This is a genomic window from Streptomyces sp. NPDC058796, from assembly GCF_042745235.1.
Classification (GTDB): domain Bacteria; phylum Actinomycetota; class Actinomycetes; order Streptomycetales; family Streptomycetaceae; genus Streptomyces.
On sequence record NZ_JBHYOP010000001.1, the window covers coordinates 246,210 to 272,855 of the forward strand.

Annotated in this window: 26 protein-coding genes; 20 read left to right on the forward strand and 6 right to left on the reverse strand. The window is 72.8% G+C overall.

Features of this window, described 5'->3' with window-relative positions:
• Nucleotides 1-307 precede the first annotated feature (307 nt).
• The 3 genes from aceE to ACFW47_RS01140 all read left to right on the forward strand — a co-directional run bounded on the left by aceE (nt 308) and on the right by ACFW47_RS01140 (nt 4,772).
• A complete protein-coding gene (gene aceE, locus ACFW47_RS01130; RefSeq protein WP_386304257.1) occupies nt 308-3,010 on the forward strand; it encodes a pyruvate dehydrogenase (acetyl-transferring), homodimeric type in 2,703 nt (900 codons plus the stop codon).
• A gap of 70 nt (nt 3,011-3,080) precedes the next feature.
• Nucleotides 3,081-4,082: a helix-turn-helix transcriptional regulator gene (locus ACFW47_RS01135; protein WP_386282900.1), complete on the forward strand. Its 1,002-nt coding sequence runs from the start codon at nt 3,081-3,083 to the stop codon at nt 4,080-4,082.
• A gap of 168 nt (nt 4,083-4,250) precedes the next feature.
• Complete coding sequence (locus ACFW47_RS01140) at nt 4,251-4,772, forward strand: DUF4240 domain-containing protein (RefSeq protein ID WP_386282967.1); 522 nt, start codon at nt 4,251-4,253, stop codon at nt 4,770-4,772.
• On the opposite strand, the gene ACFW47_RS01145 is transcribed toward ACFW47_RS01140, so the two are convergent.
• On the reverse strand, nt 4,773-5,528 hold the full coding sequence (locus ACFW47_RS01145; RefSeq protein ID WP_386304259.1) for a peptidoglycan recognition protein: 756 nt from the start codon (nt 5,526-5,528) through the stop codon (nt 4,773-4,775).
• Between the two features lie 422 nt (nt 5,529-5,950).
• Between ACFW47_RS01145 and ACFW47_RS01150 the strand changes: the two genes are divergently transcribed.
• Entirely contained in the window at nt 5,951-7,135 is a 1,185-nt protein-coding gene (locus tag ACFW47_RS01150; protein WP_386282904.1) for a MarP family serine protease, read from the forward strand.
• Nucleotides 7,136-7,158: 23 nt separating this feature from the next.
• On the opposite strand, the gene ACFW47_RS01155 is transcribed toward ACFW47_RS01150, so the two are convergent.
• Nucleotides 7,159-7,659, reverse strand: coding sequence for a GNAT family N-acetyltransferase (locus ACFW47_RS01155; protein ID WP_386282907.1), 501 nt, complete (start codon nt 7,657-7,659; stop codon nt 7,159-7,161).
• Between the two features lie 71 nt (nt 7,660-7,730).
• On the opposite strand from ACFW47_RS01155, the gene ACFW47_RS01160 reads away from it, so the two are divergent.
• Both ACFW47_RS01160 and ACFW47_RS01165 read left to right on the forward strand, forming a co-directional pair.
• A complete protein-coding gene (locus ACFW47_RS01160) occupies nt 7,731-8,648 on the forward strand; it encodes a TIGR01777 family oxidoreductase (RefSeq protein WP_386282909.1) in 918 nt (305 codons plus the stop codon).
• A gap of 225 nt (nt 8,649-8,873) precedes the next feature.
• The gene (locus ACFW47_RS01165) at nt 8,874-10,277 is read left to right on the forward strand and encodes an NAD(P)/FAD-dependent oxidoreductase (RefSeq protein WP_386282912.1); all 1,404 of its coding nucleotides are present in this window, start codon (nt 8,874-8,876) and stop codon (nt 10,275-10,277) included.
• 296 nt (nt 10,278-10,573) lie between these two features.
• Here the strand turns inward: ACFW47_RS01165 and ACFW47_RS01170 are convergent, their stop codons facing one another.
• A complete protein-coding gene (locus ACFW47_RS01170; protein WP_386282915.1) occupies nt 10,574-12,040 on the reverse strand; it encodes a regulator in 1,467 nt (488 codons plus the stop codon).
• Nucleotides 12,041-12,274: 234 nt separating this feature from the next.
• On the opposite strand from ACFW47_RS01170, the gene lipB reads away from it, so the two are divergent.
• The 4 genes from lipB to ACFW47_RS01190 all read left to right on the forward strand — a co-directional run bounded on the left by lipB (nt 12,275) and on the right by ACFW47_RS01190 (nt 15,453).
• Entirely contained in the window at nt 12,275-13,072 is a 798-nt protein-coding gene (lipB, locus tag ACFW47_RS01175) for a lipoyl(octanoyl) transferase LipB (protein ID WP_386282918.1), read from the forward strand.
• 155 nt (nt 13,073-13,227) lie between these two features.
• Entirely contained in the window at nt 13,228-14,181 is a 954-nt protein-coding gene (gene lipA, locus ACFW47_RS01180) for a lipoyl synthase (protein WP_073722269.1), read from the forward strand.
• 269 nt (nt 14,182-14,450) lie between these two features.
• A complete protein-coding gene (locus ACFW47_RS01185; protein WP_386282920.1) occupies nt 14,451-14,666 on the forward strand; it encodes a hypothetical protein in 216 nt (71 codons plus the stop codon).
• 82 nt (nt 14,667-14,748) lie between these two features.
• A complete protein-coding gene (locus tag ACFW47_RS01190; protein WP_217252638.1) occupies nt 14,749-15,453 on the forward strand; it encodes a DUF4191 domain-containing protein in 705 nt (234 codons plus the stop codon).
• 89 nt (nt 15,454-15,542) lie between these two features.
• On the opposite strand, the gene ACFW47_RS01195 is transcribed toward ACFW47_RS01190, so the two are convergent.
• Entirely contained in the window at nt 15,543-16,010 is a 468-nt protein-coding gene (locus ACFW47_RS01195) for an RDD family protein (protein ID WP_386279447.1), read from the reverse strand.
• Nucleotides 16,011-16,264: 254 nt separating this feature from the next.
• Here ACFW47_RS01195 and glnA point away from each other — a divergent pair, with 254 nt between their 5' ends.
• Together glnA and ACFW47_RS01205 are read left to right on the forward strand one after the other, a co-directional pair.
• Entirely contained in the window at nt 16,265-17,674 is a 1,410-nt protein-coding gene (gene glnA, locus ACFW47_RS01200; protein WP_386279445.1) for a type I glutamate--ammonia ligase, read from the forward strand.
• 173 nt (nt 17,675-17,847) lie between these two features.
• Complete coding sequence (locus ACFW47_RS01205) at nt 17,848-18,108, forward strand: hypothetical protein (RefSeq protein ID WP_386279443.1); 261 nt, start codon at nt 17,848-17,850, stop codon at nt 18,106-18,108.
• 21 nt (nt 18,109-18,129) lie between these two features.
• Here ACFW47_RS01205 and ACFW47_RS01210 read toward each other — a convergent pair whose 3' ends face one another.
• A complete protein-coding gene (locus ACFW47_RS01210) occupies nt 18,130-18,969 on the reverse strand; it encodes an SDR family oxidoreductase (protein WP_386304262.1) in 840 nt (279 codons plus the stop codon).
• Between the two features lie 93 nt (nt 18,970-19,062).
• On the opposite strand from ACFW47_RS01210, the gene ACFW47_RS01215 reads away from it, so the two are divergent.
• Together ACFW47_RS01215 and ACFW47_RS01220 are read left to right on the forward strand one after the other, a co-directional pair.
• Nucleotides 19,063-19,434, forward strand: a complete 372-nt coding sequence (locus tag ACFW47_RS01215) for a winged helix-turn-helix transcriptional regulator (RefSeq protein WP_386279439.1) — start codon at nt 19,063-19,065, stop codon at nt 19,432-19,434.
• Nucleotides 19,435-19,589: 155 nt separating this feature from the next.
• Nucleotides 19,590-20,777 carry a winged helix DNA-binding domain-containing protein gene (locus ACFW47_RS01220; RefSeq protein WP_386304264.1) on the forward strand — a complete coding sequence of 396 codons (1,188 nt, stop codon included), beginning with the start codon at nt 19,590-19,592 and terminating at the stop codon, nt 20,775-20,777.
• Between the two features lie 104 nt (nt 20,778-20,881).
• Here the strand turns inward: ACFW47_RS01220 and ACFW47_RS01225 are convergent, their stop codons facing one another.
• Nucleotides 20,882-21,196 carry a hypothetical protein gene (locus ACFW47_RS01225; RefSeq protein ID WP_383290036.1) on the reverse strand — a complete coding sequence of 105 codons (315 nt, stop codon included), beginning with the start codon at nt 21,194-21,196 and terminating at the stop codon, nt 20,882-20,884.
• 175 nt (nt 21,197-21,371) lie between these two features.
• Between ACFW47_RS01225 and ACFW47_RS01230 the strand changes: the two genes are divergently transcribed.
• The 6 genes from ACFW47_RS01230 to ACFW47_RS01255 all read left to right on the forward strand — a co-directional run bounded on the left by ACFW47_RS01230 (nt 21,372) and on the right by ACFW47_RS01255 (nt 26,610).
• Nucleotides 21,372-21,731, forward strand: a complete 360-nt coding sequence (locus ACFW47_RS01230; protein WP_386304266.1) for an arsenate reductase family protein — start codon at nt 21,372-21,374, stop codon at nt 21,729-21,731.
• Nucleotides 21,732-21,789: 58 nt separating this feature from the next.
• Entirely contained in the window at nt 21,790-22,674 is an 885-nt protein-coding gene (locus ACFW47_RS01235; protein WP_386304268.1) for a hypothetical protein, read from the forward strand.
• Nucleotides 22,675-22,772: 98 nt separating this feature from the next.
• The gene (locus ACFW47_RS01240) at nt 22,773-23,450 is read left to right on the forward strand and encodes a hypothetical protein (protein WP_386279432.1); all 678 of its coding nucleotides are present in this window, start codon (nt 22,773-22,775) and stop codon (nt 23,448-23,450) included.
• A gap of 221 nt (nt 23,451-23,671) precedes the next feature.
• A complete protein-coding gene (gene glnII / locus ACFW47_RS01245) occupies nt 23,672-24,703 on the forward strand; it encodes a glutamine synthetase (RefSeq protein ID WP_386304270.1) in 1,032 nt (343 codons plus the stop codon).
• A 112-nt stretch (nt 24,704-24,815) separates the two neighbouring features.
• The gene (locus ACFW47_RS01250; RefSeq protein WP_386304272.1) at nt 24,816-25,745 is read left to right on the forward strand and encodes a DUF6891 domain-containing protein; all 930 of its coding nucleotides are present in this window, start codon (nt 24,816-24,818) and stop codon (nt 25,743-25,745) included.
• A 343-nt stretch (nt 25,746-26,088) separates the two neighbouring features.
• Nucleotides 26,089-26,610, forward strand: coding sequence for a winged helix-turn-helix domain-containing protein (locus ACFW47_RS01255; RefSeq protein ID WP_386304274.1), 522 nt, complete (start codon nt 26,089-26,091; stop codon nt 26,608-26,610).
• Nucleotides 26,611-26,646: the final 36 nt, after the last annotated feature.

Consider the following 26,646-nt stretch of genomic DNA (forward strand, 5'->3'; position numbering starts at 1 on the left):
CAGCGCACCCGCACCCGCACCCGCACCCGCACCCGCCAGGCACACCGCGACCACCCGAGCTCCACCGCGCTCACCTGCACAAACCCCCAGCTTCAAGGTCACTCCGTGCCATCGCCGAAGGCACCGCGTGCCGACTTTCTCGTGATCAAGAGGTTTTGCCCCTCAACCCTTTGATCGATCATCGATCAGGGAGTTACAGTCACGGACGGGCTTGCACCCAAGCCCAGCCCTGTCCTGCCAAAGACCAAGGGCACCCCCGATCCCCTTACCGATGAGGGAACCCCCTTCGACTGAGGAAGGCGGCGACATGACCGACCCCAAAGCCATCCAGCCGAGCGAGCTCGACCAGCTCCCGGACCGCGACCCGGAGGAGACCGCCGAATGGCAGGCCTCCCTGGACGCCGTCACCAAGGCGGCCGGGCCGCACCGTGCCGCGTACCTGATGCGCCGCACGCTGGAGCGCGCCGAGGGCGCCGGCCTCGCCCTGCCGAAGCTCCTCGAGACGGACTACGTCAACACCATCCCCACCTCCGCCGAGCCCACCGTGGACGGCGACGAGGACATGGAGCAGCGGATCACCGCCTGGAACCGCTGGAACGCGGCGGCGATGGTCACCCGCGGCAGCAAGTACGGCGTCGGCGGCCACATCGCCACCTTCGCCTCCGCGGCCTGGCTGTACGAGACCGGCTTCAACCACTTCTTCAAGGGCAAGGAGGGCGACGGCTCCGGCGACCAGCTCTACGTCCAGGGCCACGCCTCCCCCGGCATCTACGCCCGCGCCTTCCTCGACGGCCGCCTGAACGAGGAGCAGCTCGACAACTTCCGCCGCGAGTCCGGCGGCAACGGCCTGCCGTCCTACCCGCACCCGCGCCGTCTGCCCTGGCTGTGGGAGTTCCCCACCGTCTCCATGGGCCTCGGCCCGATCTCCGCGATCTACCAGGCGCGCTTCAACCGCTACCTGACCAGCCGCGGCATCAAGGACCTGAGCAACTCCCACGTGTGGGCGTTCCTCGGCGACGGCGAGATGGACGAGCCGGAGTCCACCACCGCGCTCACCCTCGCCTCCCGTGAGGGCCTGGACAACCTGACCTTCGTCATCAACTGCAACCTGCAGCGCCTCGACGGTCCGGTCCGCGCCAACTTCAAGATCGTGCAGGAGCTGGAGGCCCAGTTCCGCGGCGCCGGCTGGAACGTCGTCAAGAGCCTGTGGGGCACCGCCTGGGACGAGCTGTTCCAGCTCGACACCACCGGCGCCCTCGTACGCCGCCTGCGCGAGGTACCCGACGCGCAGGTGCAGACGTACCAGACCCGCGACGCCGCCTACATCCGCGAGGACTTCTTCGGCAAGGACCCGCAGCTCGCCGAGATGGCGAAGCTGCTGTCCGACGACAAGATCCTCGAGTGCTTCCACTACTCGCGCGGCGGCCACGAGGCCCGCAAGGTCTACGCCGCCTACAAGGCCGCGCTCGCCCACAAGGGCGCGCCGACCGTGATCCTGGCCCAGACGGTCAAGGGCCACACCCTCGGCCGCGGCTTCGCGTCCAAGAACGCCAACCACCAGATGAAGAAGCTCTCGGTGGACGAGTTCAAGGACATGCGCGACCTGCTCGGCCTGCCGATCAAGGACAGCGACTTCACCGACGGCGTGGTCCCCTACGGCCACCCGGGCGCCGACTCCCCCGAGGTCCGCTACCTCCAGGAGCGCCGCGCCGCCCTCGGCGGTCCCGCCCCGGCCCGCCGCGTCCACCCCCTCGCACCGCTGCCCGCTCCCGCCGACAAGGCGTTCGCCTCCTTCGACAAGGGCTCCGGCTCGCAGAGCGTGGCCACCACCATGGCCTTCGTCCGGCTGGTCAAGGACCTGGTCCGTGACAAGGAGACCGGCAAGCGCTGGGTGCCGATCGTCCCCGACGAGGCGCGCACCTTCGGCATGGAGAGCCTCTTCCCGTCCCTGGGCATCTACTCGCCCAAGGGACAGACGTACGAGCCGGTCGACCGCGACCAGCTGATGTACTACAAGGAAGCCAAGAACGGCCAGATCCTCAACGAGGGCATCACCGAGGCCGGCTCCATGGCCGACTTCATCGCCGCTTCGACGTCGTACGCGACGCACGGCGAGGCGATGATCCCGTTCTACATCTTCTACTCGATGTTCGGCTGGCAGCGCACGGCCGACCAGATGTGGCAGCTCGGCGACCAGCTCGGCCGCGGCTTCCTGGTCGGTGCCACGGCCGGCCGCACCACGCTGACCGGTGAGGGCCTCCAGCACGCGGACGGCCACTCCCCCGCCATCGCGGCGACCAACCCGGCCGCGCTGACGTACGACCCGGCCTTCGCCTACGAGGTCGCGGCGATCGTCAAGGACGGTCTGCGCCGGATGTACGGCGAGGCCGCCCCGGGCGAGGACCCGAACGTCTTCTACTACCTGACCGTCTACAACGAGCCGATGCCGCAGCCGGCCAAGCCGTCCGCCCCCGGCATCGACGAGGGCATCGTCAAGGGCCTGTACCGCTTCAACACGGCGGAGTCCGCGGGCCTGACCCCGGCCGCGAACGCCCCGCGCATCCAGCTGCTCGGCTCCGGCACGGCGATCCACTGGGCGCTGAAGGCGCAGAAGCTGCTCACCGAGGAGTGGGGCGTGGCAGCCGACGTGTGGTCGGCGACCTCGTGGACGGAGCTGCGCCGGGACGCCATGGACGCCGACGCGGCGCTGCTGCGCGGCGAGGAGCGGGTGCCGTACGTCCGCCAGGCGCTCCAGGGCGCCGAGGGCCCGGTCCTCGCGGTCTCCGACTACATGCGCCAGGTCCCGGACCAGATCGCGCAGTGGGTCGAGCAGGACTACTCGTCGCTCGGCGCCGACGGCTTCGGCCTGTCGGACACCCGTGAGGCCGCCCGCCGCCACTTCGGCGTCGACGCCGAGTCCATCGTGGTCGCGGCCCTGGCCCAGCTCGCCAGGCGCGGCGAGGTCAAGGCGACGGCCGTGAAGGAGGCGCGCGAGCGCTACGGCCTGTGAGCCCCGGGCACTGAGGAGGAAGGCCCCCGCCGCGGCGGGGGCCTTCCTCCTTCTCCTGCATCATGTGGGGATGCGCGCTGCCCGCCTCATCAAGATGGTGCTGCTCCTCCAGTCCCGCCCCACCATGACCGCGGCCGAGCTGGCCCGTGAGCTGGAGGTGTCGGAGCGCACCGTGACGCGGGACGCACAGGCGCTGTCGGAGGCGGGCGTGCCGGTGTACGCCGAGCGGGGCCGGGCCGGCGGCTACCGCCTGATCGGCGGCTACCGCACCCGGCTGACCGGCCTCGCCCGGGGCGAGGCGGAGGCCCTCTTCCTGTCCGGAGTGCCGGGGGCACTGCGCGAGATGGGTCTGGAGGACGCGGCGTCGGCGGCCCGCCTGAAGGTGTCGGCGGCCCTGCTCCCCTCCCTGAGGGACGCCTCCCGCACGGCGGCTCAGCGGTTCCACCTGGACGCGCCGAACTGGTTCCGGGAGCCCGAGACGCCCGAGCTGCTGCCGACGGTCGCGGACGCGGTCTGGGACGACCGGCGGATCACCGCGTGCTACCGGCGCGGGGAGGACGAGGTCGTCCGGGAGCTGGAGCCGTACGGCCTCGTGCTGAAGGCCGGGGTCTGGTACCTGTGCGCGCGGGTCGCGAGGACGGCGGGCGACGGGCCGTTCCGCGTCTACCGCATCGACCGCTTCACGGCCGCGGAGGCGAGCGAGGAGCGCTTCGAGCGGGACGAGGGCTTCGACCTGCCGGCGTTCTGGGCGGAGCGGGCCGAGCAGTTCGCGCGGTCGATCCTGCGGGCCGAGGTCGTGGTGCGGCTGTCGGCCCGGGGCGTACGGGGCCTGCCGTACGCCGTGGACGCGCTGTCCGCCCGGGAGGCGCTGGAGGCCGCGGGAGCACCCGACGCGGACGGGTGGGTGACGGTGACGCTGCCGGTGGAGTCGGAGGAGGTCGCGCTCACGCAGCTCAGGGGGCTCGGCCCGGAGGCGGAGGTACTGGCGCCGAGTGCACTGCGGGAACGGTTCGCCCAGGACGCACAACGGTTGGCCGCCCTGTACGCCCGGACACCCCGCGCGGACGGCTAGCCGCCTAGCGGCCCCGACCCACCCACCACGCACCGCGCTGCCCGCACCCCCACCGAACAGCGGGCCGCCGCAGGCCCCCCCCGGTCCTCCCGCCGGAGGCACCCGCGCATAACGATCCGCCGCACTCCACGTGCGCCGCCCCCGCCCAGGGCCGATGCTGGACCCGTGATGGACGAGACGGAGTTCTGGGAGCTGATCGACGCCACCCGGCAGGGCGCCGGCGGTGATCCCGAGGACCAGGCCGACCTGCTCGTGGAGCGGCTCCTCGGGCTGGACCCGGACCTGGTGCTGGACTTCGCCCGCCATTTCGAGGCCCGCTACAACCGCGCCTGCACCTGGGACGTGTGGGGCGCCGCGTGGGTGCTGCTCGGCGGCGCGAGCGACGACGCCTTCGACTACTTCCGCTGCTGGCTGATCGGCCAGGGCCGCGAGGTGTACGAGGGCGCGGTGCACGAGCCCGACTCGCTCGCCGAGCTGTTGGACGACTTCGACGAGGAACTGGACGGCGACGGCGAGGAACTGGGCTACGCGGCCGACGAGGCGTACGAGCAGCTCACCGGCACGGTCGCCCCCGACCTGGGCATCGCACCCGCCCCGGCGGAGCCGCGGGGCACCCCGATCGACCTGGAGGACGACCGCGCCGTGGCCGCCCGGTTCCCGCGCCTGTGGGAGCGGTTCGGTCAGGACTGATCAGCCGGGCCGGCCCTGGAGCCGGGCCGCGGCCTCCCTGATGTCGGGGAGGCGCGCCGTCAGCGCCGCGCCCGGGCAGCTGGTCTCGTAGCCCTCGTCGTGGCCGGCGACGGCGGGCAGCGTGGCGGTGGCGCCGGCGGCGTACCGGCTGAGGCCGTTGCTGGAGACCAGGCGCACCTTGCCGCGGGGGTCGCTGCCGGTCCCGCCGAGTTTCCAGGCGGCCAGCGCGGCGATCGCGTCGGTCAGCGCGTCGGGCACGGGCACGCCGGCGGTGAAGGTCCCGAGGGCGGCGATGCCGGTGGTGCGGTGGTTGAAGCCCTGGGTGTGGGCGCCGGTGACGGCGCGGTCGATGCCCCCCGCGCGGCCCTCGTAGATGGTGCCGCAACGGTCGACGACGAAGTTGTAGCCGATGTCGTCCCAGTCCCGCCCGCCCGTCTGGCCCGAGTACACGCCGCGGAGGATGGCCGGCACGTCGGCGCAGTCGTAGCCGTTCGGCGTGTCCGTGTGGTGGACGAAGACGGCGAGGACCTTGTCGTCGTAGCGCGGCGGCGGCTGGGCGCGGGCGGCTTCGCCCAGCCAGACCGACCGCGGCACGACGGGCGGCCGGGGCGCGGTGTACGGGTCGGCGGCCGCCTGCCGGGGGCCCGTGGCGGCGGCCCTCTCCACCCCGCTCGCGCACAGCGCCAGCGCGACGACGGCGGCGAGGCCGGGAAGGCAGCCGAGCACCACCGGCACCACGCCCGGTCCACCGGGCACGCGCCCCGCACCACCACCCGCGCGCGGGGCACCACCTCCACTGGGCGCACCACTCCTCTCGCGGGGCGCGCCACCACTGTCATGGGAGGCACCGTCGGTCACGCGTGCCGCGGCACCGTCTTCACGCGATGCACCACCGGGCAGGCGCACGCGCTTCGCCCACTCACGCGCGCGAGCCGCGCCGGGTACGCCGGGGAGGGAAGCCGCACTCCGCCGCCGGGGCCCGCGCCGTCCTCGGAAGACCCGCATGATCCCACTGTCCGGCCCATCGGTCCCGCCCGCGACGTGTGCTGTGCCACCTGGTGGAACCATCGTCCCGGTCCCCGACGTTTTCCGGTTGACCCCAGCTGATCACGGGGCCCGTCCGGCACGTACTGACGGTTCCGGGGACCCGCCGGGGGTCCGGCAGAAAGGCGGCTCGCGTGGACCTGCTCGACATCGTGCTGATGCTGGTGGTGCTGGCCTACGCGGCCTCCGGCTACCGGCGCGGACTGGTGGCCGGCTGTGTCTCGCTGGCCGGTTTCGTGGGCGGCGCGGTGATCGGCGTGTGGGTCCTGCCGTGGGTGATGGACCTGGTGTCGCCGGGCTCGACGGCGGCGACGGTGACCGCCGTGGTCACGGTGCTGCTGCCGGCGGTGGCGGGCCACGAGCTGGCGGGGCGGCTGGCGCTGCGGCTGCGCCGGGAGTTGGACGCCGGTCCGCTCCGGGTGGCCGACGGGGTCGGCGGCGCGCTGGCCAACGCGGCGGCCGCGCTGATCGTGGCGTGGGTGGCGGCGAGCGTCCTGGCGGCGTCCTCGTCGTCGCTGCTGACCTCGGCGATCCGGGACTCGACGCTGCTGGGCGCGGTCCAGCGGGCGATGCCGGACACCACTCCGGCGTGGTTCTCCGGGGCGACGTCCGCGCTGACCGAGGCGGGGTTCCCGCAGGTCTTCAACCCCTTCGAGAACGAGTCGACCGCCCAGGTCGCCGAGCCCTCCGGCGACAGTGTCACCGCCGCGGCCACCAACGCGGCCAAGCTCAGCACGGTGAAGGTGGAGGGCGTCGCCGGAAACCAGGGCCGGGAGGGCAGCGGCTTCGTCTACGCGCCCCGGCACGTGATGACCAACGCCCACGTGGTGGCCGGCATCGACGACCCGACCGTCCGCGTCGGCGGCGTGGGACCGGCGTACGAGGCGCGGGTGGTGCTCTTCGACCCGGCCGAGGACGTGGCCGTGCTGTACGTGCCGGATCTGTCCGCGCCCGCGCTGCGGTTCGACGACGACGCGGAGCGCGGCGACGCGGCGGTGGTCGCCGGGTACCCGCAGGACGGCGACCTGGACCTGCGCGCGGCGACGGTGGCGAACCGGATCCGGGCGACGGGCCAGAACATCTACAGCGACGCGAACGTCACCCGGGAGATCTACTCGATCCGCTCCACGGTCCGCCCCGGCAACTCGGGCGGCCCGCTGCTCACCACCGACGGCCGGGTGTACGGCGTGGTCTTCGCCCGATCGACCTCCGACCCCCGGACCGGATACGTGCTGACGGCGGACGAGGTGGCCGACGAGGCCCGGCGCGCGGCGGACGCGACGGAGGCGGTGGACACGGGCGAGCCGGTCGCGTCCTGACCGCCGCGGGCGCGTGTGCCCCCTCAGGCGCCGGTGCCGGTCAGCATCTGCCCCATCAGCACGTCGTCGACGTACTGACCGTCGAGATGGAATTCCTCGGGCTGCACGCCTTCGACGACGAAGCCCTCCGACTCGTAGAGCTTGCGGGCGGCCGTGTTGGGGCCGAGGACCCGCAGGGTGATGCGGCGGAAGCCCTTCTCGCGGGCTTCCTCGACGGCGGCCCGGACCAGGGCCCGGCCCACGCCGTGGCCGCGGGCGGCGCCCGCGACGGCGAGGCCGCGGATCTGGCGGACGTGAGTGTTGGACGCCAGCTCCGTCGGGAGGCCGAGGCGGACGTAGCCGACGACGGCGCCGTCGACTTCCGCGACCAGGTGCGCCTCGGGTCCGCAGGTGTCGCGGAAGAAGGGGTCGTCCTCTCCCGGCGGGGGCGAGACGGCGTGCAGGTAGGACCAGGTCTCGAGGTCGATCCGGCGCAGTGGCTGCTCGTCCTCGGACCTGGCGCGGCGTATGTGCGGGGCTGGCATGACGGTCACTGTACGACGCGGGCGCCCGGCCCGGTCCAGCGAATTCCGGGGCCGCCCGGCAGGATGGGCGCATGGACGATGGACGCAAGGACGCGGGGCGTTCCCGTGTCGCGGTGGCCGGCGCGTCCGGCCTGATCGGCGGCGCGCTGGTGCGGTCCCTGACCGCGGACGGCCACGAGGTGGTGCGCCTGGTACGGCGCCCGCCCAGGGGCACGGGCGAGGTGCGCTGGGACCCGGAGGGCGGACGCGTGGACACGGCCGGGCTCGCCGGGTGCGACGCCGTGGTCAACCTGGCCGGGGCCGGGGTGGGCGACCGCCGCTGGACCGACGCGTACAAGACGCGTATCCGCAGCAGCCGGGTGCACGGCACGACGGCGCTGGCGGAGGCCGTCGCCTCGATGGAGCAGCCGCCGCGGGTCTTCCTGAACGGCAGCGCGATCGGCTTCTACGGGGAGACCGGCGACCGGCCGGTGGACGAGGGCGCACCCGCGGGAGAGGGTTTCCTGCCGTCCCTGTGCGTGGAGTGGGAGGCCGCCGCGGCGCCCGCCCGGCACGCGGGCGTACGGACGGTGTTCGCCCGGACCGGTCTGGTCGTCTCCCGCCGGGGCGGGGCGTGGGGCCGGCTCTTCCCGCTCTTCGGGGCGGGGCTCGGCGGGCGGCTGGGCGACGGCTCCCAGTACTGGTCCTTCGTGTCCCTGCACGACGAGGTGGCGGCGCTGCGGCACCTGCTGGACCGGGACGACCTGTCCGGCCCCTTCAATCTGACGGCTCCCCGTCCGGTGACGAACCGTGAGGTCACCGTGGCGATGGGACGGGTGCTGCGCCGCCCGGCGCCGTTCGCGGTGCCGGCGCCGGTCCTGCGCGCGGTGCTGGGTGAGATGGCGGGCGACGTCCTGGGCAGCGCGCGAATCCTGCCGAACCGTCTTCTGGAGTCGGGCTTCCGCTTCGCGTTCCCGGAGATCGACGGGGCGATCCGGGCGGCGGAGTGAGCGCCGGCCGCCGCGCGCACGAGAGCGTATGAGACCACTCACGACCGTGTGAGCTCGTTCGAGCACCACATGGCCTCCACATGCGACCAGCGTGCGACCGTGCCCTGCCCCCGTGCGATTCCCGTTGACCGCTTCCGGCCCTAACCTCGAGACGAACTCGGGTATCCCTCAAGCCGGTTGGGGGCATGACGTCTCCAGCGGCCGCGCAACCTCGAGGAGGGGCACGTGCTTGAGCCCGCGTACCAGGCGGACGTCGTCGTCGTGGGGGCCGGGATCGCCGGACTCGCCGCGGCGCATCGGCTGACCAGCGCAGGAGTGACGACCACGGTCCTGGAGGCCGCCCATGCGGTGGGCGGCAGGATGGCGACGGAGAAGGTCGACGGCTTCCGGCTCGACAGAATCGGGCAGTTGCTGTCGACGGCGGGCCCCGAACCGCGGCTCGCCCCCGGGCTGGACGGCCTCGCGCTGCTGCCCTTCGCCCCCGGGGTGCTGCTGCACAGCGAGGGCCGCCACCAACGGGCGGGCGTCCCGGCGGGTGCCCGGGGCGCAAGGGGCGCACTCCACGCCGTGCGCGCCCTTGCGAGCGCCCCCCGCTCGGTTCCCGCGCCCCGGCGCCCGGTATCCGCGGTCCGTACTCCCGGGAGGCCCGGCCCGGTTTCCCGCGCCCGGGCGGGCGCCCCGCTCGGGACGGCCGTGGACCAGGCGCGCCTCGGTGCGGCGCTGACCCGCCTGGCCGCCACCCCCGTCGAACGGCTGCTGGCCCGTCCGGAGCTGTCCGCGGCCCAGGCCCTGGCGGTCCGCGGACTGCCGCCCCGCACGATCGACGGTTTCCTGCGCCCGCTGCTCGCCGCCCTGCTGTCCGATCCGGACCTGACCACCTCCAGCCGGTGCGCCGACCTCGTGCTGCGGCGGTTCGCCGGCGGGCGGCTGGGGCTGCCCGAGGGCGGTGCGGAGGCGCTGCCGGAGCTGCTGGCGCGGCGGCTGCCGCCGGGCACCGTGCGCACCGGGGTCCGGGTCACCTCGGTGGCCACCAACGCCGTCACCACCGCCGAGCACGGTGTCATCCGCTGCCGGGCCGTCCTGGTGGCGACCGACGCCCGGGCGGCGGCCGAGTTGCTGCCGGGCCTGAGGGTGCCGGACTTCCACCCGGTGACGGTGGTGCACCACACCACGGACGAACCCCCGACGACCGGCGCCTCCCTGCTGCTCGACGCGGACCGCGGGGGCCCGGTCGCCCACACGGCCGTGGTCAGCCACGTGGACCCGTCCCGCGCACCGGCCGGACGGGCCCTGGTCTCGTCGACGGTCCTCGGCCCTCGCCCGCCCGACGTCGACACCGCCGTACGCATCCACCTCTCCCGCCTCTACGGCACCCCGACCACCCGCTGGGAAACCCTCGCCGTGCACCACACGCCCGAGGCAGTGCCCGCGATGCGCCCACCGCACGACCCGCGCAGGCCGGTACGGCTGCTGGCCGGCCTGTACGTGTGCGGCGACCACCGCGACACCAGCGGCGTCCAGGGAGCCCTGCACTCGGGCCACCGGGCCTCGGCGGCGATCCTGGCGGACCTCGGGGCATCCCGCCCGATGCACTCGGCCGACCCGGCACCGACGGCTCGCGCCGCCTAGGCGGGGCCGGCCGTCCGGGCCGTTGACCGGGGGCGCTTTGCCCGACGCGCCCGGCCCCGCCGCCTTCAGGCGGTGGGGCCGGGCAGCCGACGGCGGGCCGCGCCGCGTCGGCTGCGGCGCCTCCGCCCCTGACGCGCGCGCCCCCGACCCGCCCGAGCCGCACCACCCACCCGACGCACACCCGCCACCGACACCGCGACAGCCGGACTCCGGGAGCCGGGCGCCGAGAGCCGCGGGCCACCGCGTGGGTCGGCGGCCGCCCGGACACGCCGGCCCGCCGCAGCCGGCACGCCCGGCTATCCGAGCGCCGCGACCTTGTCGCGGTACCCCCGTACCGGTGCCGCGTCCTTGTACGGCTCCAGCCGCCGTTCGAAGTCGCGGACGTACTCCGTCGCCCGCGCCGACCTCATCTCGGCCGCCTGTCCGGCCGCCTCCGCGGCCAGCTGGCAGGCCTGGTCGAGTTCGCCCAGGCCGAGTCGGGCGGTGGCGAGGACCACCCGGCAGAAGAGCCTGCTGCGCGCGTACACGGGGGCGCGCAGCAGCAGCGACCGTTCCGCGTACTGGGCGGCGGCCCGGAACTGCTGCAGGTCGCGGTGGCAGTGCCCGAACTCGTCGGCGAGCTGCGCCTCGTCGAAGAAGCGCGCCCAGTGCGGCACCTCGTCGCCGGGCCGGGCGGCCTCCAGGGCACGCTCGGCCCGGACCAGCGAGGCGGTGCAGGCCCGCACCTCGCCGAGGACGCCGTGCGCCCGTGCCTCGGCGGCGTGCAGCAGCGTCTGCACGACCGGCGGCGCGGAGGTCCCGACCCCCTGCTGCGCCACCCGCGCGAGCTGCACGGCCTCACGCCCGTGCCCCAGGTAGACGGCCTGCCGGCTCATGGTCACCAGCACGTACGAGCCGTACGCCCGGTCCCCGGCCGCCTGCGCGAGCCGCAGCGCCTGGACGAAGTAGCGCTGGGCGAGGCCGTGCGCGGCGATGTCGTACGACGTCCAGCCCGCGAGCCGGGTCAGGTCGGCGGCGGCCGCGAACAGCCGGCGGCCGGTCTGCTCGCCGTAGGTGCCGCGCAGCATCGGCTCCAGTTCGTGCTCCAGGTAGCGCACGAGGGCCTGGCGAGCGTGCCCGCCGCCGTACCGGTCGTCCAGGCTGCGGAACAGCTCGCCGACCGAGCGCAGCGCGGCGAGGTCGCCGCCGGTGACCTTCTGGCCGGGGCCGCGGTCGGCGGCCGGCGCGCGCCGGCGGACCGGGTCGAGCGGCACGGGCCCCCGGGGCATCGCGGGGCGGCCCTGCGCGGGGATGCGGACGGGCACCTCGGCACGGGCCACCTTCTCGTCGGCCCGCCCGATCAGCCAGTCCCGGCTGGGCACGACCAGCCCGGCCGGCGTGAAGGCGATCTTGCGCAGTTCGGCGTGGCTGCCGGAGTCCTTGCGCCACAGCCCGCCGACGATGTCGACCGCCTCCTCCGGGGTGGCGGCGAACTCCAGCCCCGCGTAGACGGGCGCACAGGCGTCCAGGCCGAGGTCCTGCGCGCTGAGGCGGCGGCCGAGACGCCGGGTGAAGACCTCGGCGATCAGCGCCGGGGTGGTGCCGCGGGGCTGCTGGCCGCGCAGCCACCGGGTGACGGACGTCTTGTCGTATCTCAGGTCCAGGCCGTGTTCGAGTCCGAGCTGGTCGACGCGACGCGCGAGACCCGCGTTCGAGAACCCCGCTTCGGCGATGAGCGCGGCGAGCTGGCGGTTGGGGGTGCGCTGCGCGGGTCGTTCCGTCATGGTGCGGTGCGGTCTCCTGCCTTCCGGGCGTTCGAAGTGCCCGGAGCGCCTGTGAGCAGCCCTTATGGCCTCGTGAACGGCGCGAATGTAGCGGAGAGTAAGCACCCGATCGCACACTTCGACCGGCATTCATCCGATCGTGTGAGGATTGCCCGCCCGGCTGACGACGCGGGGGCGGTCGTACAGTGGCTTGGGCACGCTTCGTGCCTTACGACCTTCCGGGGAGGCATTGCCGTGAGTGAGCTGCGGTTCGTCCGAATGGGGTTCGGTGCCGATCGCGTCGAGTACCAGGAGGCGTGGGACGAGCAGCGCCGGGTGCACGCCGCGCGGTTCGCCGACGAGGTCCCCGACACGGTACTGCTCCTCGAACACCCGCCGGTCTACACCGCCGGCCGGCGCACCGAGGACAGCGAGCGCCCCCTGGACGGCACGCCGGTGATCGACGTGGACCGCGGCGGCAAGATCACCTGGCACGGGCCGGGCCAGCTGGTGGGCTACCCGATCCAGAAGCTCCCGCGCCCGGTGGACGTGGTGGCGCACGTGCGGCGGCTGGAGGAGGCACTGATCCGCACCTGCGCGGAGTTCGGCGTGGAGACCAGCCGGGTGGAGGGCCGCAGCGGGGTGTGGGTCCTCGGTGACCCGGTCGAGCAGCGCCCCGCGCTCGGCGGACTCTCCCTGGACTTCGACCCGCGCCTGACGGACGAGGAGTTCGACCCCCGCCTGAACGGTCCCGACTACGCCCCCTCCAACGCCGGCCAGCGCCGGGAGGACCGCAAGATCGCCGCGATCGGCATCCGGGTGGCGAAGGGCGTCACCATGCACGGCTTCGCCCTGAACGTGAACCCGGACAACAAGTGGTTTGACCGGATCATCCCGTGCGGCATCCGCGACGCGGGCGTCGCCTCGCTGGCGGGCGAGCTCGGCCGCGACGTGACCATCGAGGAGGTCCTGCCGGTCGCGGAGCGCCACCTGCGGGACGTACTGGAGAACGCGGAACTGAAGCCCCGGGTCATCGAGAAGACACCGGCATGAAAGCAGCCCGTCCGGCGTTTCGGGACGAGGCCGTCCAGGCCGAAAGCGGGGGCCCGGGGGCGGCGGCCCCCAGCAGGGCCAGCACCAACGCCGACCAACAAATCAACGGGCGTACCCTGGGGCACGCCGAAGAATCAATCGCTAGGGAGCCGGTCGTGTCCGCAGTCGCACCCGACGGACGCAAGATGCTGCGCCTGGAGGTCCGCAACAGCCAGACCCCCATCGAGCGCAAGCCCGAGTGGATCAAGACCCGGGCGAAAATGGGCCCCGAGTACACCAAGATGCAGAACCTCGTGAAGAGCGAGGGCCTGCACACGGTCTGCCAGGAAGCGGGCTGTCCCAACATCTACGAGTGCTGGGAGGACCGCGAGGCCACCTTCCTCATCGGCGGCGACCAGTGCACCCGGCGCTGTGACTTCTGCCAGATCGACACCGGCAAGCCCGAGGCGCTCGACCGCGACGAGCCCCGCCGCGTCGGTGAGTCCGTGGTCACCATGGACCTGAACTACGCCACCATCACCGGCGTCGCCCGCGACGACCTCCCGGACGGCGGCGCCTGGCTGTACGCGGAGACGGTGCGCCAGATCCACCAGCAGACGGCGGACCGCGAGGCCGGCCGCACCAAGGTGGAGCTGCTCGCCCCCGACTTCAACGCGGTGCCGGAGCTGCTGCGGGAGGTCTTCGACTCCCGCCCCGAGGTCTTCGCGCACAACGTCGAGACGGTCCCCCGCATCTTCAAGCGCATCCGCCCCGGCTTCCGCTACGAGCGCTCGCTGAAGGTCATCACGGACGCCCGCGACTACGGCCTGGTCACCAAGTCCAACCTGATCCTCGGCATGGGCGAGACCCGCGAGGAGATCAGCGAGGCGCTGAAGGAACTGCACGAGGCCGGCTGCGAGCTGATCACCATCACGCAGTACCTGCGCCCGTCGGTGCGCCACCACCCCGTGGAGCGCTGGGTCAAGCCGCAGGAGTTCGTGGAGCTGAAGGAGGAGGCCGAGCAGATCGGCTTCTCCGGCGTGATGTCGGGCCCGCTGGTGCGGTCCTCGTACCGCGCCGGGCGGCTCTACCAGATGGCCATGGAGCAGCGCCGGACCGCCACCGTCTGATCCGCCCCGCCGGGCCCCCCGTCCGGCGACCGTGTGAACTCACGCACAAGCTGCTACCGGCCAGTAATGGCCGAGACCCCGCGGCCCCGACCGTCCTCGCAGATGAGGGCACCGGTCGGGGCCGCGGCGTCGTTGCGACCCCCGGCATCACGGCTTCATGTCCGTTTGACCGGCGGGTCACGCCCTGGTAACACCAATCAGTGACCCTGGTATCACGCCACGTACACCCGTCTCCGTACCCGGAGCCGTACCGAGGGGGGACCTCCACGATGCAGGCCGCGCCCGTTCGCGCCACCGCCGTCCGCGCCACCGCCATCCCGTCGTTCACCACCGCCCTGCGGGCCGTCGAGTCGCTGCTGATGAGCGGCGGTCAGCGCACCGCCCGGCGCAACGCGTGGACCTCCGTGCTGGAGGACCGCCGCCGTGCCAAGGACCGGATCGAGACGGAGCGCGTACTGCGGCAGTCCGTCGTCGGCCGCCCCTGATCCCGGCCCCCGGCCCTCCCGCCTCCCCGCACGCCGGGCACTGCCGTCGTCGGCGCTTTCGGGGGCACGTAGACTTCGTGCCATGGCGAGGAAGGAACCTGCAGCGGACGCTGCGAACCCCGGGCGACTGAAGCAGATCGCTCTGACCTACAAGATGACCCGCAAGGCCGACAAGAAGATCGGTCTTGTACTCGCGGGTGTCGGCATCGTCGTCTTCGGTGTCTTCCTCGCGATCGGCTTCCTGGTCGGTCACCCCATCTATCTCGGCATCCTGGGCGTGCTGCTCGCCTTCCTCGCGACGGCGATCGTCTTCGGGCGCCGGGCCGAGCGGGCGGCCTTCGGCCAGATGGAGGGCCAGCCGGGCGCGGCCGCGGCCGTACTGGACAACGTCGGCCGGGGCTGGACGACGACGCCCGCGGTGGCGATGAACCGCAACCAGGACGTGGTGCACCGCGCGGTCGGCAAGGCCGGCATCGTGCTGGTCGCGGAGGGCAACCCGAACCGGGTGAAGTCCCTGCTCGCCGCCGAGAAGAAGAAGATGAACCGCATCGTCTCCGACGTGCCGGTGCACGACCTGATCGTGGGCACCGGCGAGGGCCAGGTCGAGCTGAAGAAGCTGCGGACCACCATGCTCAAGCTCCCCCGCGTGCTGTCCGGCCCGCAGGTCACCGTGACCAACGACCGGCTGCGTGCCCTGGGCGACCTGATGAGCAACATGCCGCTCCCCAAGGGCCCGATGCCGAAGGGCATGCGCATGCCCAAGGGCGGCAACCCCAGACAGCGCTGACCTCGCACCCGCGGCAACACGCCGGTACGGCGATGGGGGCACCCGGATCGATCCGGGTGCCCCCATCGCCGTACCGGCGTCGTCGTGCCTCAGACGCGTACTTCCACGGTGCGCGCCAGCCGGTCGTGCAGGCCGCGGCCGTCACGGTCCCAGATCAGGGCCGGCAGGGCGACGCACAGCAGGACCGAGCGCAGCAGGGCGCGCGGCGGGCTCGGACGGCCCGTGCTCAGCTCGACCACGCGCAGGCCGAACAGGCGCTTGCCCGGGGTGAAGCCGATCGTGCCGACGGTCAGCACGCTCAGCACGAAGAAGATCAGCAGGGCCCAGTTGCTGGTCGCCTGGCCGTAGCCGTCCGTGATCAGGCCGTATGCGATCAGGAGGCACAGGGCCCAGTCGACGGCCAGGGCGCCGAGCCGCCGGCCCGGGCGGGCGATCGAGCCCGGGCCCTCCTCGGGCAGACCGAGCTGTTCGCCCCGGTACCCGAGGTCCGCACCGGACCCCTCGATGGCGGCACGCGGCCCGGAAAGCCACGATCCGATTGCTTGCCTGTTGTCCACCCGTCCACGGTACTGCGCCCCTGAATGCCCCACGGACGGAGGGTGCGCGAAGGGCGGCCGGGAGGGGCGCACGGCGGGGTGTGACGGCCCCGGATGAGGCCTAGGCTGGAACGGAGCCGGTTAACTTCTGCGAAACAATTGGGTCACGCCCGAGAAATCACCCGTCCCTAGGGTCGAGGAAGCGTGTGCCACCCGCACTGGCCGCACGAACGATCTACCACCCCGGCGGGACGGTCGGGAGTAGGAGGAGCTGGATGTTCCAGAACGCCGACGACGCCAAGAAGTACATCGCCGACGAGGACGTCAAGTTCGTCGACGTCCGGTTCTGCGACCTGCCGGGCGTCATGCAGCACTTCACGTTGCCCGCCGAGGCGTTCGACCCCGACGACGAGCAGGCCTTCGACGGATCCTCGATCCGCGGCTTCCAGGCCATCCACGAGTCGGACATGTCCCTGCGCCCCGACCTGTCCACCGCGCGTGTCGACCCGTTCCGCCGGGACAAGACGCTCAACATCAACTTCTTCATCCACGACCCGATCACGGGCGAGCAGTACTCCCGTGACCCGCGGAACGTGGCGAAGAAGGCCGAGGCGTACCTCGCCTCCACCGGCATCGCCGACACGGCGTTCTTCGGTCCCGAGGCCGAGTTCTACGTCTTCGACTCCGTCCGCTTCGCCACCGGCGCGAACGAGTCCTTCTACCACATCGACTCCGAGGCCGGCGCCTGGAACACCGGTGCGCTGGAGGACAACCGCGGTTACAAGGTCCGCTACAAGGGCGGCTACTTCCCGGTCCCGCCGGTCGACCACTTCGCCGACCTGCGCGCCGAGATCTCCCTGGAGCTGGAGCGGTCCGGCCTCAAGGTCGAGCGCCAGCACCACGAGGTGGGCACCGCCGGCCAGGCCGAGATCAACTACAAGTTCAACACGCTGCTCGCCGCGGCCGACGACCTCCAGCTCTTCAAGTACATCGTGAAGAACGTGGCCTGGAAGAACGGCAAGACGGCGACCTTCATGCCGAAGCCGATCTTCGGCGACAACGGCTCGGGCATGCACGTCCACCAGTCGCTGTGGTCGAACGGCGAGCCGCTCTTCTACGACGAGCAGGGCTACGCCGGCCTGTCCGACACCGCGCGCTACTACATCGGCGGCATCCTCAAGCACGCCCCGTCGCTGCTGGCCTTCACCAACCCGACGGTGAACTCCTACCACCGCCTGGTCCCGGGCTTCGAGGCGCCGATCAACCTGGTGTACTCGCAGCGCAACCGTTCCGCCGCGATGCGCATCCCGATCACCGGCTCGAACCCGAAGGCCAAGCGCGTCGAGTTCCGCGCGCCGGACGCCTCCGGCAACCCGTACCTGGCCTTCTCGGCCCTGCTGCTGGCGGGCCTGGACGGCATCAAGAACAAGATCGAGCCGGCCGAGCCGATCGACAAGGACCTCTACGAGCTCGCTCCCGAGGAGCACGCCAACGTGGCCCAGGTCCCCACCTCCCTGGGCGCCGTCCTCGACCGCCTGGAGAGCGACCACGAGTTCCTCCTCCAGGGCGACGTGTTCACGCCGGACCTGATCGAGACGTGGATCGACTTCAAGCGCGCGAACGAGATCGCGCCGCTGCAGCTGCGTCCGCACCCGCACGAGTTCGAGATGTACTTCGACGTGTGATCGTCCCCGATCGCCATGCGGTCCGTCCGGCGCCCCTCGTCCCCGTCCTCGGGGGCGGGGGGCGCCGTCGTCGGCCCGGTCGTTGGCCGAAAAGCTTCACAGGGGAAACCCGGCCCGGGATCATAGACACTGAGACTGCTGTTCGAGTCAGGGGACGGGGAGAGGCACCGGACATGTCCGAGCGGGACGACGAGGAACGCGAGTTCGACATCAAGTGGGCGGACGGCGCCGAGCACAAGGAGCCCTCCGCGCGTGCCCGGATGCTCGCCGCGCGCTGGAAGGAGAACCCTCCCGGACCGGTCCCCTTCCGCGCCGACCCCGAGCACGTGGGGTCCGGACGCCGGTCGTCGTGGGTCTCCACCGCCGTGGTGCTCGGCTGCGTCGCCGCGGTGATCGTCCTGCTCGGGTACGTCAACTTCCGGGCGCCCTACTAGTACCGCCCGGCTCCGCCGGTCTCAGCGGAACGCGGTGACGTTGCGGGCTGCCCAGTCCGCGAAGGGGCGCGGGGCGCGGCCGAGGACGCGCTCGACGTCCGGACTGACGCGCAGCTCGGCCGGGCTCGGGTTGCCGAGGATGTCCAGGGTGTCGTCGGCGAGTTCCGCCGGCATGCTCCGGGCCATGGCGGTCCTGGCCTCGTCGCGGGTCAGCTCTTGGAAGGCCACGGGCGAGCCCAGCGCTGCCGCGAGGGCCTCCGTCTGCCCGCGCGGAGTGATCACCTCGGGGCCGGTCAGCTCGTATTCGCCGCCGGTGTACCGGTCCTCCAGCAGGCAGGCCGCCGCCACCGCCGCGATGTCGGCCGGATCGACCACCGGCACCCCGACGTCGCCGAACGGCGCCGCGACGACCCGTCGCGCGCGGACGGACCCGGCCCACCACAGGGCGTTGGAGGCGAAGCCGCCCGGTCGCAGCACGGCCCACTCCAGGCCGGACTCCCGCACCGTGTCCTCCAGCGCGCGCATCGCGATCCGCGTCGCCCCGAAGGGCCTGGTCACCACGCCGAGCGTGGAGAGCAGGACGATGCGGCGGACCCCGCTGTCCGCGGCCTCGGCGATGATGCCGGCGGGGCGGGCACCGACGGCGTGCAGATCGCCGGAGAGCAGCAGGAACAGCGACTTCGCCCCGGCCAGCGCGGGCCGCAGGCCGGCGGGTCCGGCGAGGTCGGCCACCCGGTGGCGGACACCGTCCGGCACCGCCGCCGGGTGCCGGGACACCGCCGTCACCTGCTCGCCCGCCTCCGCCAGCGCCCGCGTCAGCGGCCGGCCGATGTTCCCGGTCGCCCCGGTCACCACGATCATGATCAGCTCCTTGTCGGATGAGCTCTGAGGGCGCTCACGCTAGGAGCGGGAGCTAACTTCTGGTAAGGGCATACCTGTGGGTAAGCTCATGACATGACAGAAGGCGTGCAGCGCAGACGGGCCGGGACCGGCGAGCGGTATGACGTGTTTCACACCGACTGCCTGGCGCGGGACATGGTCGACCACGTGACCAGCAGGTGGGGCGTCTGGGTGCTGATCTCCCTGCGGCGCAACGACCTCCGGTTCTACGAGCTGCGCGAGAGCATCCAGGGCATCAGCGAGAAGATGCTGGCCCAGACCCTGCGCGCGCTGGTCGGGGACGGCCTGGTCTGGCGGAAGGTCGAGCCGACGGCGCCACCGCAGGTCACGTACGGGCTGACCGACTTCGGCCGGGAGGTCGGCGAGCCGCTGACGGAGCTGTTCGACCGGATCACCCGGCGACTGTCGGCGCTCGACACCGCCTAGCCGGCCTCCGGGGCGCCGGGCGCACACCGGACAGCGGACAGCGGGACGACGCGCCGGAGCCCCTGAGCGGCGGGCGGCCCGCTGTCAGTGGTGTCGGGCACCATGTCCTCACCGAGACACGTACCGGGGACGCTGCGAACGGGCGGAGGGCCTGTATGGGTGACGGCGGACGACGGCACATCGGGACGGCGGAGCGGCGCGACCGGCTGGCCCTGCGACAGCGGCTGGCCGGGGCCGCGCGAGCGGAAGGCCCGGAGGAGGTCGCCGGGTCGCTGGTCGCCCTGCACGGCACCGACCCGGCGACGGTGTACCTGGCCGTGGGCGCGCGGCTGGCCGACGCGTCGAAGACCGTGGGCGCGACCGAGCGGGCGCTGTACGAGGACGGTTCCCTGGTCCGGATGCACGGCATGCGGCACACCGTCTTCGTGTTCCCGGCGGAGCTGACCGCCGTGGTGCACGCATCGACCGGGCTCTCCGTCGCCGCGCGGGAGCGGGCCGCGCTGCTCAGGCACATGGCGGACGCCGGAGGCCCGGACGCGTCCTGGCTCGCGGAGGTCGAGGAGTCGGCGCTGGCCGCGCTGGCCCGGCGCGGCCAGGCGACGGCCGCCGAGCTGGCCCGGGACGAGCCGCGCCTGAAGGAGCAGTTCGTCCACGCGGCCGGGAAGAGCTACGAGGGCGTGCACACCGTCTCCACCCGGCTGCTGAAGGTGCTGGGCACGGAGGGCAAGGTGGTGCGGGGCCGGCCCCTGGGCTCGTGGACGTCCAGCCGGTTCCGCTGGGCACCCGCGCCCGACCATCCCGAGCTGGACGCTGGCGAGGCGCAGGCGGAGCTGCTGCGGAGGTGGCTGACCGCGTGCGGGCCGGCCGCCGAGGACGACCTGAAGTGGTGGACTGGGTGGCGGGTGACCGAGGTGCGCCGGGCGCTGGCCGCGATCGGCGCGGAGGCGGTGTCGCTGGACGAGGGGACCGGGTACGTCGTCGCAGGGGACGCCGGTCCGGCGGCCGGGGCGACCGAGCCGTGGGCGGCTTTGCTGCCCGCCCTCGACCCGACGGCGATGGGCTGGCGGCATCGGGACTGGTACCTCGCGCCCGGGCTGCGGCCGCTGCTCTTCGACCGCAGCGGAAATGCCGGGCCGACGGTGTGGTGGAACGGCCGCGTCGTCGGCGGCTGGGCCCAGCGGGCCGACGGCGAGGTCGTCTGGCGGGTCCTGGACGGCGAGGGCGTCGGCCGTGAGGCCAAGGCCGCGATCGGCGCGGAGGCGGAGCGGCTGGCGTCCTGGGTGGGGACGACGCGGGTGACTCCGCGGTTCCGGACGCCCTTGGAGCGGGAGCTGTCGGCGTGAGCACGCTTGTACGGCGCCGGGCTGCTCCTCAACGCCGGGCAGGGGAAACTCAGGCCGTCAGCGGCGCCGGGCGCCTGCAGGCAACGGCACCCGGCGCCACCGCTTCACCGCGAGTACCGCATCAACGCCCGCACCATGTGGCACGTGGTGTCCGACGGCGGGTGGACGCCGATGGTCAGCGCGGCGCTCCGTATCCTCTCGTTGCGCGCCTGGTCGGCCAGGTAGACGCCGGAGTCGAGCAGGGCGATGGCGAGCCGCATCGCCTTGAGCCGGCGGTTGTGCGTGATGTACCACTCGCGGGGACGGCCCGCCGGCAGCGGACGCTTCTCCACGGGCTCGTAGGGCAGGTCGAGCAGGACGGGCCGCTTGGCGGTGGACTGGGTGGGCAACGGCTTCGACTTCAGTGCGGCAGCGGGCACGGGCATCCTCCTGTCGCGGTCAGGGCGCCGTCCGGACCTCCCGGCGACACCCTCGAACACTGCTTCTATTTTACCGCCCACCACTGACAAAAGCCCCTGGCCACAAGGGCTTTCGGGGGTGCTGTGACGTACGGGGTGAACGAGTTTCCGCACCCCTCGGGCTACCGTGTGCGGCATGGAGATCTGGATCAACCCGGCCTGTTCGAAGTGCCGCAGCGCGATCAGCCTGCTCGACGCGGAGGGCGCCGACTACACCGTCCGCCGCTACCTGGAGGACGTGCCGAGCGAGGACGAGATCCGAGAGGTGCTCACCCGGCTCGGACTCGAGCCCTGGGACATCACCCGCACCCAGGAGGCCGCCGCGAAGGAACTGGGCCTGAAGGACTGGCCCCGTGACGAGGCGTCACGCGACCGGTGGGTCACGGCCCTCGCCGAGCACCCGAAGCTGATCCAGCGTCCGATCATCACGGCGGACGACGGAACGGCCGTCGTGGGCCGCACGGATGAAACGGTTCGGGACGCTCTGTCCCGGTAGGGCGCGCTTTGTCGGCCGTGGCGACTCGGAGTGGTCCGCGCTGTTACCCTGCGCCGCCATGACCCACGATGATCAAGGAACGCGGTACGGGCAGCACGGACCCCACGAGCCGTACGGGCCGTACGGCGGGCCCACCCCGCACGGACATCCCCTCCCGTACGGACAGCAGCCCGTCCCCCACGCTCCTGACCCCGCCGAGCAGCACCGCATACGCAGACGCAGACGCGCCCGGCTCGCGGTGGCCGGGACGACGGGCGGCGTCCTCGTCGCGGCCGTCGTCGCCGGCGCCCTGATGCACACCGGTGACGGCGACGAACGGGCCGCGTCCGCCACGTCGAGCCCCACGGCCACCGCGGAGCCCGCCGCCGTCCCCTCCGTCACGGCCGCCCTGCCCTCCGACGCCCCCTCCGCCCTGCCGTCGCTGCTGGCCCGCCCGGTCGTCCGGCCCGAGCAGGCGTTCCCGGAGACCGGCGTGCGCCTGTCCGACGGATCCCGGTACGAGCGCGTCGACCTGGCCACGACCACCGAGTGCGCGCAGGGCATGTCGCAGGAGCTCTCCGCCGTGGTCGACCAGGGCGAGGGCTGCCTGCGCCTCACCGCGGCCCTGTTCACGGACTCCGAGCGGCGCTCGCAGGTGTCCGTGACGGTGGCGAGCTTCGTGCGCGCGGAGGACGCCGGGATGGTGTTCGCGATGGCCTCCATGGACCCGGTGACGTACCAGACGGTGTCGCTCGATCCGCCGCCCGAGGCGGGGCTGCCGACGGTGCCACCGGGTTCGGCCGGCGTCTTCCGGCGTCTGGCGACCGTCCGGTCCGTGGTGTTCGCCAACGGCCAGTGGGGCGACGGGTCCGAGACCGGGGAGGCCGAGCTCACCCGGCAGACGGAGGGCCTGCTCCAGTACGTCAACGACAACGTGGTGGCGTACGAACAGGGTGGCGTGTGACGCAGGTTACTCGTGCGCGGGGGCGTCGCCGCTGAGCAACTCCGTTCGGTATCCCGTACAGAGCGGCGTACGCTCCCCTACCTCTTCAGGAGGCGCGCATGTCGCGCAGGAGAACTCTCGGCACGAAGAAGAAGATCGCACTCCTGGTCAGTGCCGCGACGGTGGCGGGCGGCGGGGCCTTCGTGATGGCGAACGCCTCGAACGCCGCGCAGACCGACCAGAACGCGCGGACCAGGGCGGCCCAGGACTCGTCCGTCTGCCAGGGTCTGGCCACCGCGCTCGGCAACAACCAGCGCTTCATCGAGGGCCAGCGGGCGAATCCCGACGCGCAGTCGGAGGCCAGGATCGCCAACCGCGAGGCCGTCGTCGCGGAGATCGAGCGCAAGCAGGAGGCGTCCGGGTGCGCGGTCGGGGAGTCGGCTCAGGGATCCCGGACCGCGCAGCCGCCGCGGGACGGCCAGGACGCCGGCCAGGCGGGCCAGGGCGCCGAAGAGGAGGCGGGCCAGGAGGCCGCCGGGCAGGGCGCCGGTGAGCAGGTGTGCGACGGCTCCACCGTCACCCTCTCCGGCGAGGGCGGCGCGCCCGCCGCGTCCAGCAGCCAGTTCCCCGTGGGCACCAGGCTCAAGGTGACCAACCTCGACAACGCCAAGTCCACGACGGTGGAGGTCTCCTCGGTGTCGGGCAGTTGCGTGCTGCTCAACAACGCGGCGTTCGAGCAGGTCCGGGAGGAGGGCAGGTTCCTGATCCGGCGGGCGCTGATCGAGAAGGTCGGGTGAGACCCGGTCACGAACGGGCCGGCGACCGTGCGGGGTTGCGGTCGCCGGCCGGCAGCGGTGCGAGACGCACCACACCGCACCCAGGTAACACGGGGTTCACAAACGGGCAACGGACGGGAAATCGCCGGTTGGCACGCTGCACGGCAGTAGGAGCGGCGCACCGGTGCCGCAGCGCCGAAGCACCCGCAGTGCGCCCAGACCCACCCGAAGGATGTGTCCCCGTGACCTTCAAGGCCGAGTACATCTGGATCGACGGCACCGAGCCGACGGCCAAGCTCCGTTCCAAGACGAAGATCATCACGGATGCCCCCGCGGGCCTGGACGCCCTGCCGGTCTGGGGCTTCGACGGCTCCTCCACCAACCAGGCCGAGGGCAGCTCCTCGGACTGCGTGCTCAAGCCGGTCTTCTCCTGCCCCGACCCGATCCGCGGCGGCGACGACATCCTGGTGCTGTGCGAGGTCCTGGACACGGACATGACGCCGCACCCGAGCAACACCCGCGCCGCACTGGCCGAGGTCGCCGGGCGGTTCGCCGCGCAGGAGCCGATCTTCGGCATCGAGCAGGAGTACACCTTCTTCAAGGGCGCCCGCCCGCTCGGCTTCCCCGAGGGCGGCTTCCCGGCCGCGCAGGGCGGTTACTACTGCGGTGTCGGCTCGGACGAGATCTTCGGCCGCGACGTCGTCGAGGCCCACCTGGACAACTGCCTCAAGGCCGGCCTCGGCATCTCCGGCATCAACGCCGAGGTCATGCCCGGTCAGTGGGAGTTCCAGGTCGGCCCGCTGTCCCCGCTGGAGGTCTCCGACCAGCTGTGGGTGGCCCGCTGGCTGCTGTACCGCACCGCCGAGGACTTCGAGGTCTCCGCCACCCTGGACCCCAAGCCGGTCAAGGGCGACTGGAACGGCGCGGGCGCGCACACCAACTTCTCCACCAAGGCGATGCGCGAGGGCTACGAGGCGATCATCACCGCCTGCGAGTCGCTCGGTGAGGGCTCCAAGCCGATGGACCACGTCAAGAACTACGGCGCCGGCATCGACGACCGCCTCACCGGACTGCACGAGACGGCCCCGTGGAACGAGTACTCCTACGGCGTCTCGGACCGCGGCGCCTCGGTCCGCATCCCGTGGCAGGTCGAGAAGGACGGCAAGGGCTACATCGAGGACCGCCGTCCCAACGCCAACGTCGACCCGTACGTGGTGACCCGCCTGCTCGTGGACACCTGCTGCACGGCGCTGGAGAAGGCCGGCCAGGTCTGATCCGGCCGCCGATCGCCTGAAGGGGCGTCCACCACGACGGTGGGCGCCCCCTCGCGCTGCCCCGCGACCGCTCGGTGATCGCGTTGTCAGTGGCGCGTGGCACTGTGGGGGCATGGAGATCGACGGGGACCTCGCCGTCAAGGCCGAGACGGAGAACTGGCAGACGCACGCCCGGATCCCGGCGTCCCGGCTGCGTGAGCTGGTGGCGCGGATCGGGGGCACCGGCGACCGGTTCCTGGTCGTCCAGCGGATACCGGACATCCCGAACGTGTTCGCCCAGGTGTGGCACGAGGAGGGCGGGGACTACCGGCTGGAGCACCGGGCCGCCGAGGACCTGTTCTTCGGGACGGACCTCGACGACCCCGGCCGGGTGGCGGACCTCCTGACCGGCTGGGCGCGACAGGAGCCCGGCTGGGACACCGGCGTCGACTGGGCGCCGATCGGCCTCGGGCCGAAGGAGGAGGTTCCCGAACTGCCGGACGAGGTGCGCGAGGGCGTCGAGCGGCTGCTGCGGGAGCGGCTGCGCTGCGGGTACGACAGCCGGCAGGCCCTGGTCGAGGTCGCCGAGGAGTACCGGGTCGCGGACGCCGACGACGAGCGGACGGTGTCCAGGGCCCAGGCCAGGCAGTTGGTGGACCGGCTGTGGCTGGAGCGGCTGGCGCAGCAGGAGGCCTGGGGCGACGGGACCACCGACCCCGACCGGCTCACCCGCGTCTTCGGGACGCTGGACGCGGCCGGCGTCACCGCCCGGGAGAACTTCACCTGTTGCCGCGGCTGCGGCATGTCGGAGATAGGCGCGGAGCGCGAGGGGGCGCGCGGCTTCGTCTTCTTCCACCGGCAGAGCACTGAGGCCGCGGCCGAGGGGCACGGGGTGACCCTCCACTACGGCGGTTTCGACGGCTCCGAGGAGACGACCACCGCGGTCGGGCACGAGATCGTGGCGGCCTTCGCGGCGGCAGGACTGTCCACGGAGTGGGACGGCGATCCGCGCAGGGCCATCACCGTCACACCGCTGGACTGGCGCAAACGGCTGGTGGGATGACCGGTAGGGCGTCGGCATCGCGTCAGGAGCGGCGGGCAGCGGCGTCCACGCAGTGAGAAGCGGGCTCCTGCCGCGGGCCGGTGTCTGCTTCAATGGGCCCATGGTCGGCTTCCGGAAGCACGCAGCGACGGGTCGTCATGACCTGGAGCCCTTCTGGCCTTCCCGTCAGCACGACGACTTCGACCGGGTGTGTTGCCGCGCGACGACCGCGCCGGCCCGCTAGAAGCCGTACACCCCAGGCCTTCGGCCGGCGCGTCCGACGTACGTCCCGCGACGCGCCCGACCACGATTCGCGCCCGTCGCCCCTTCCGACGAACCTCTCGCGCGAAAGAGCTGACGTCTCATGGCGACCCCCCGTTCCCTGACCACCGTCACCCTCGACTCCCCCGTCCCCGCCGTCGACCGCGACGAGGTGGTGGACGTCGCCGGCCTCCTGCCGCCGGGCGCCACCTGGCTGCCCGCTCCACCGCACACCCTTCCGTCACTGCCGGGACGGCCGCCGATGGTCGGCTACCTGGTGCTCGTCCCGGCCGACCGGCAGCCGCCGTTCCCACCGCCGCGCGCAAGCGGCGACCCGCTCGTCCGGATCGACACCGCCCGCCGCACCGCCGCCGTGGCCGGGCGCGAACTGGACCTGGCCTACCTGGAGTTCGAGCTGCTCGCCCACCTCGTCGCGCATCCGCACCGGGTGCACACCCGCGACCAGCTGGTCAGCACCGTGTGGGGGTACGGCCACGTGGGCGACGGGCGCACCGTCGACGTGCACGTGGCCCGGCTGCGCCGCAAGCTCGGTGCCGAACACCGGCGGAGGATCCAGACCGTACGGCGCGTCGGCTACAAGTACGCGCCGCCCACCGGAAGCTGAGCTCTGCCGTCGGCAGAGAGGCGTTCCCCGGACGGC

Coding starts and splice junctions, on each gene's coding strand:
- aceE (WP_386304257.1), top strand. CDS start 308: ATGACCGACCCCAAAGCCATCCAGCCGAGCGAGCTCGACCAGCTCCCG.
- ACFW47_RS01135 (WP_386282900.1), top strand. CDS start 3,081: ATGCGCGCTGCCCGCCTCATCAAGATGGTGCTGCTCCTCCAGTCCCGC.
- ACFW47_RS01140 (WP_386282967.1), top strand. CDS start 4,251: ATGGACGAGACGGAGTTCTGGGAGCTGATCGACGCCACCCGGCAGGGC.
- ACFW47_RS01155 (WP_386282907.1), bottom strand. CDS start 7,659: ATGCCAGCCCCGCACATACGCCGCGCCAGGTCCGAGGACGAGCAGCCA.
- ACFW47_RS01160 (WP_386282909.1), top strand. CDS start 7,731: ATGGACGATGGACGCAAGGACGCGGGGCGTTCCCGTGTCGCGGTGGCC.
- ACFW47_RS01170 (WP_386282915.1), bottom strand. CDS start 12,040: ATGACGGAACGACCCGCGCAGCGCACCCCCAACCGCCAGCTCGCCGCG.
- ACFW47_RS01185 (WP_386282920.1), top strand. CDS start 14,451: ATGCAGGCCGCGCCCGTTCGCGCCACCGCCGTCCGCGCCACCGCCATC.
- ACFW47_RS01190 (WP_217252638.1), top strand. CDS start 14,749: ATGGCGAGGAAGGAACCTGCAGCGGACGCTGCGAACCCCGGGCGACTG.
- glnA (WP_386279445.1), top strand. CDS start 16,265: ATGTTCCAGAACGCCGACGACGCCAAGAAGTACATCGCCGACGAGGAC.
- ACFW47_RS01205 (WP_386279443.1), top strand. CDS start 17,848: ATGTCCGAGCGGGACGACGAGGAACGCGAGTTCGACATCAAGTGGGCG.
- ACFW47_RS01210 (WP_386304262.1), bottom strand. CDS start 18,969: ATGATCGTGGTGACCGGGGCGACCGGGAACATCGGCCGGCCGCTGACG.
- ACFW47_RS01215 (WP_386279439.1), top strand. CDS start 19,063: ATGACAGAAGGCGTGCAGCGCAGACGGGCCGGGACCGGCGAGCGGTAT.
- ACFW47_RS01220 (WP_386304264.1), top strand. CDS start 19,590: ATGGGTGACGGCGGACGACGGCACATCGGGACGGCGGAGCGGCGCGAC.
- ACFW47_RS01230 (WP_386304266.1), top strand. CDS start 21,372: ATGGAGATCTGGATCAACCCGGCCTGTTCGAAGTGCCGCAGCGCGATC.
- ACFW47_RS01235 (WP_386304268.1), top strand. CDS start 21,790: ATGACCCACGATGATCAAGGAACGCGGTACGGGCAGCACGGACCCCAC.
- ACFW47_RS01240 (WP_386279432.1), top strand. CDS start 22,773: ATGTCGCGCAGGAGAACTCTCGGCACGAAGAAGAAGATCGCACTCCTG.
- ACFW47_RS01250 (WP_386304272.1), top strand. CDS start 24,816: ATGGAGATCGACGGGGACCTCGCCGTCAAGGCCGAGACGGAGAACTGG.
- ACFW47_RS01255 (WP_386304274.1), top strand. CDS start 26,089: ATGGCGACCCCCCGTTCCCTGACCACCGTCACCCTCGACTCCCCCGTC.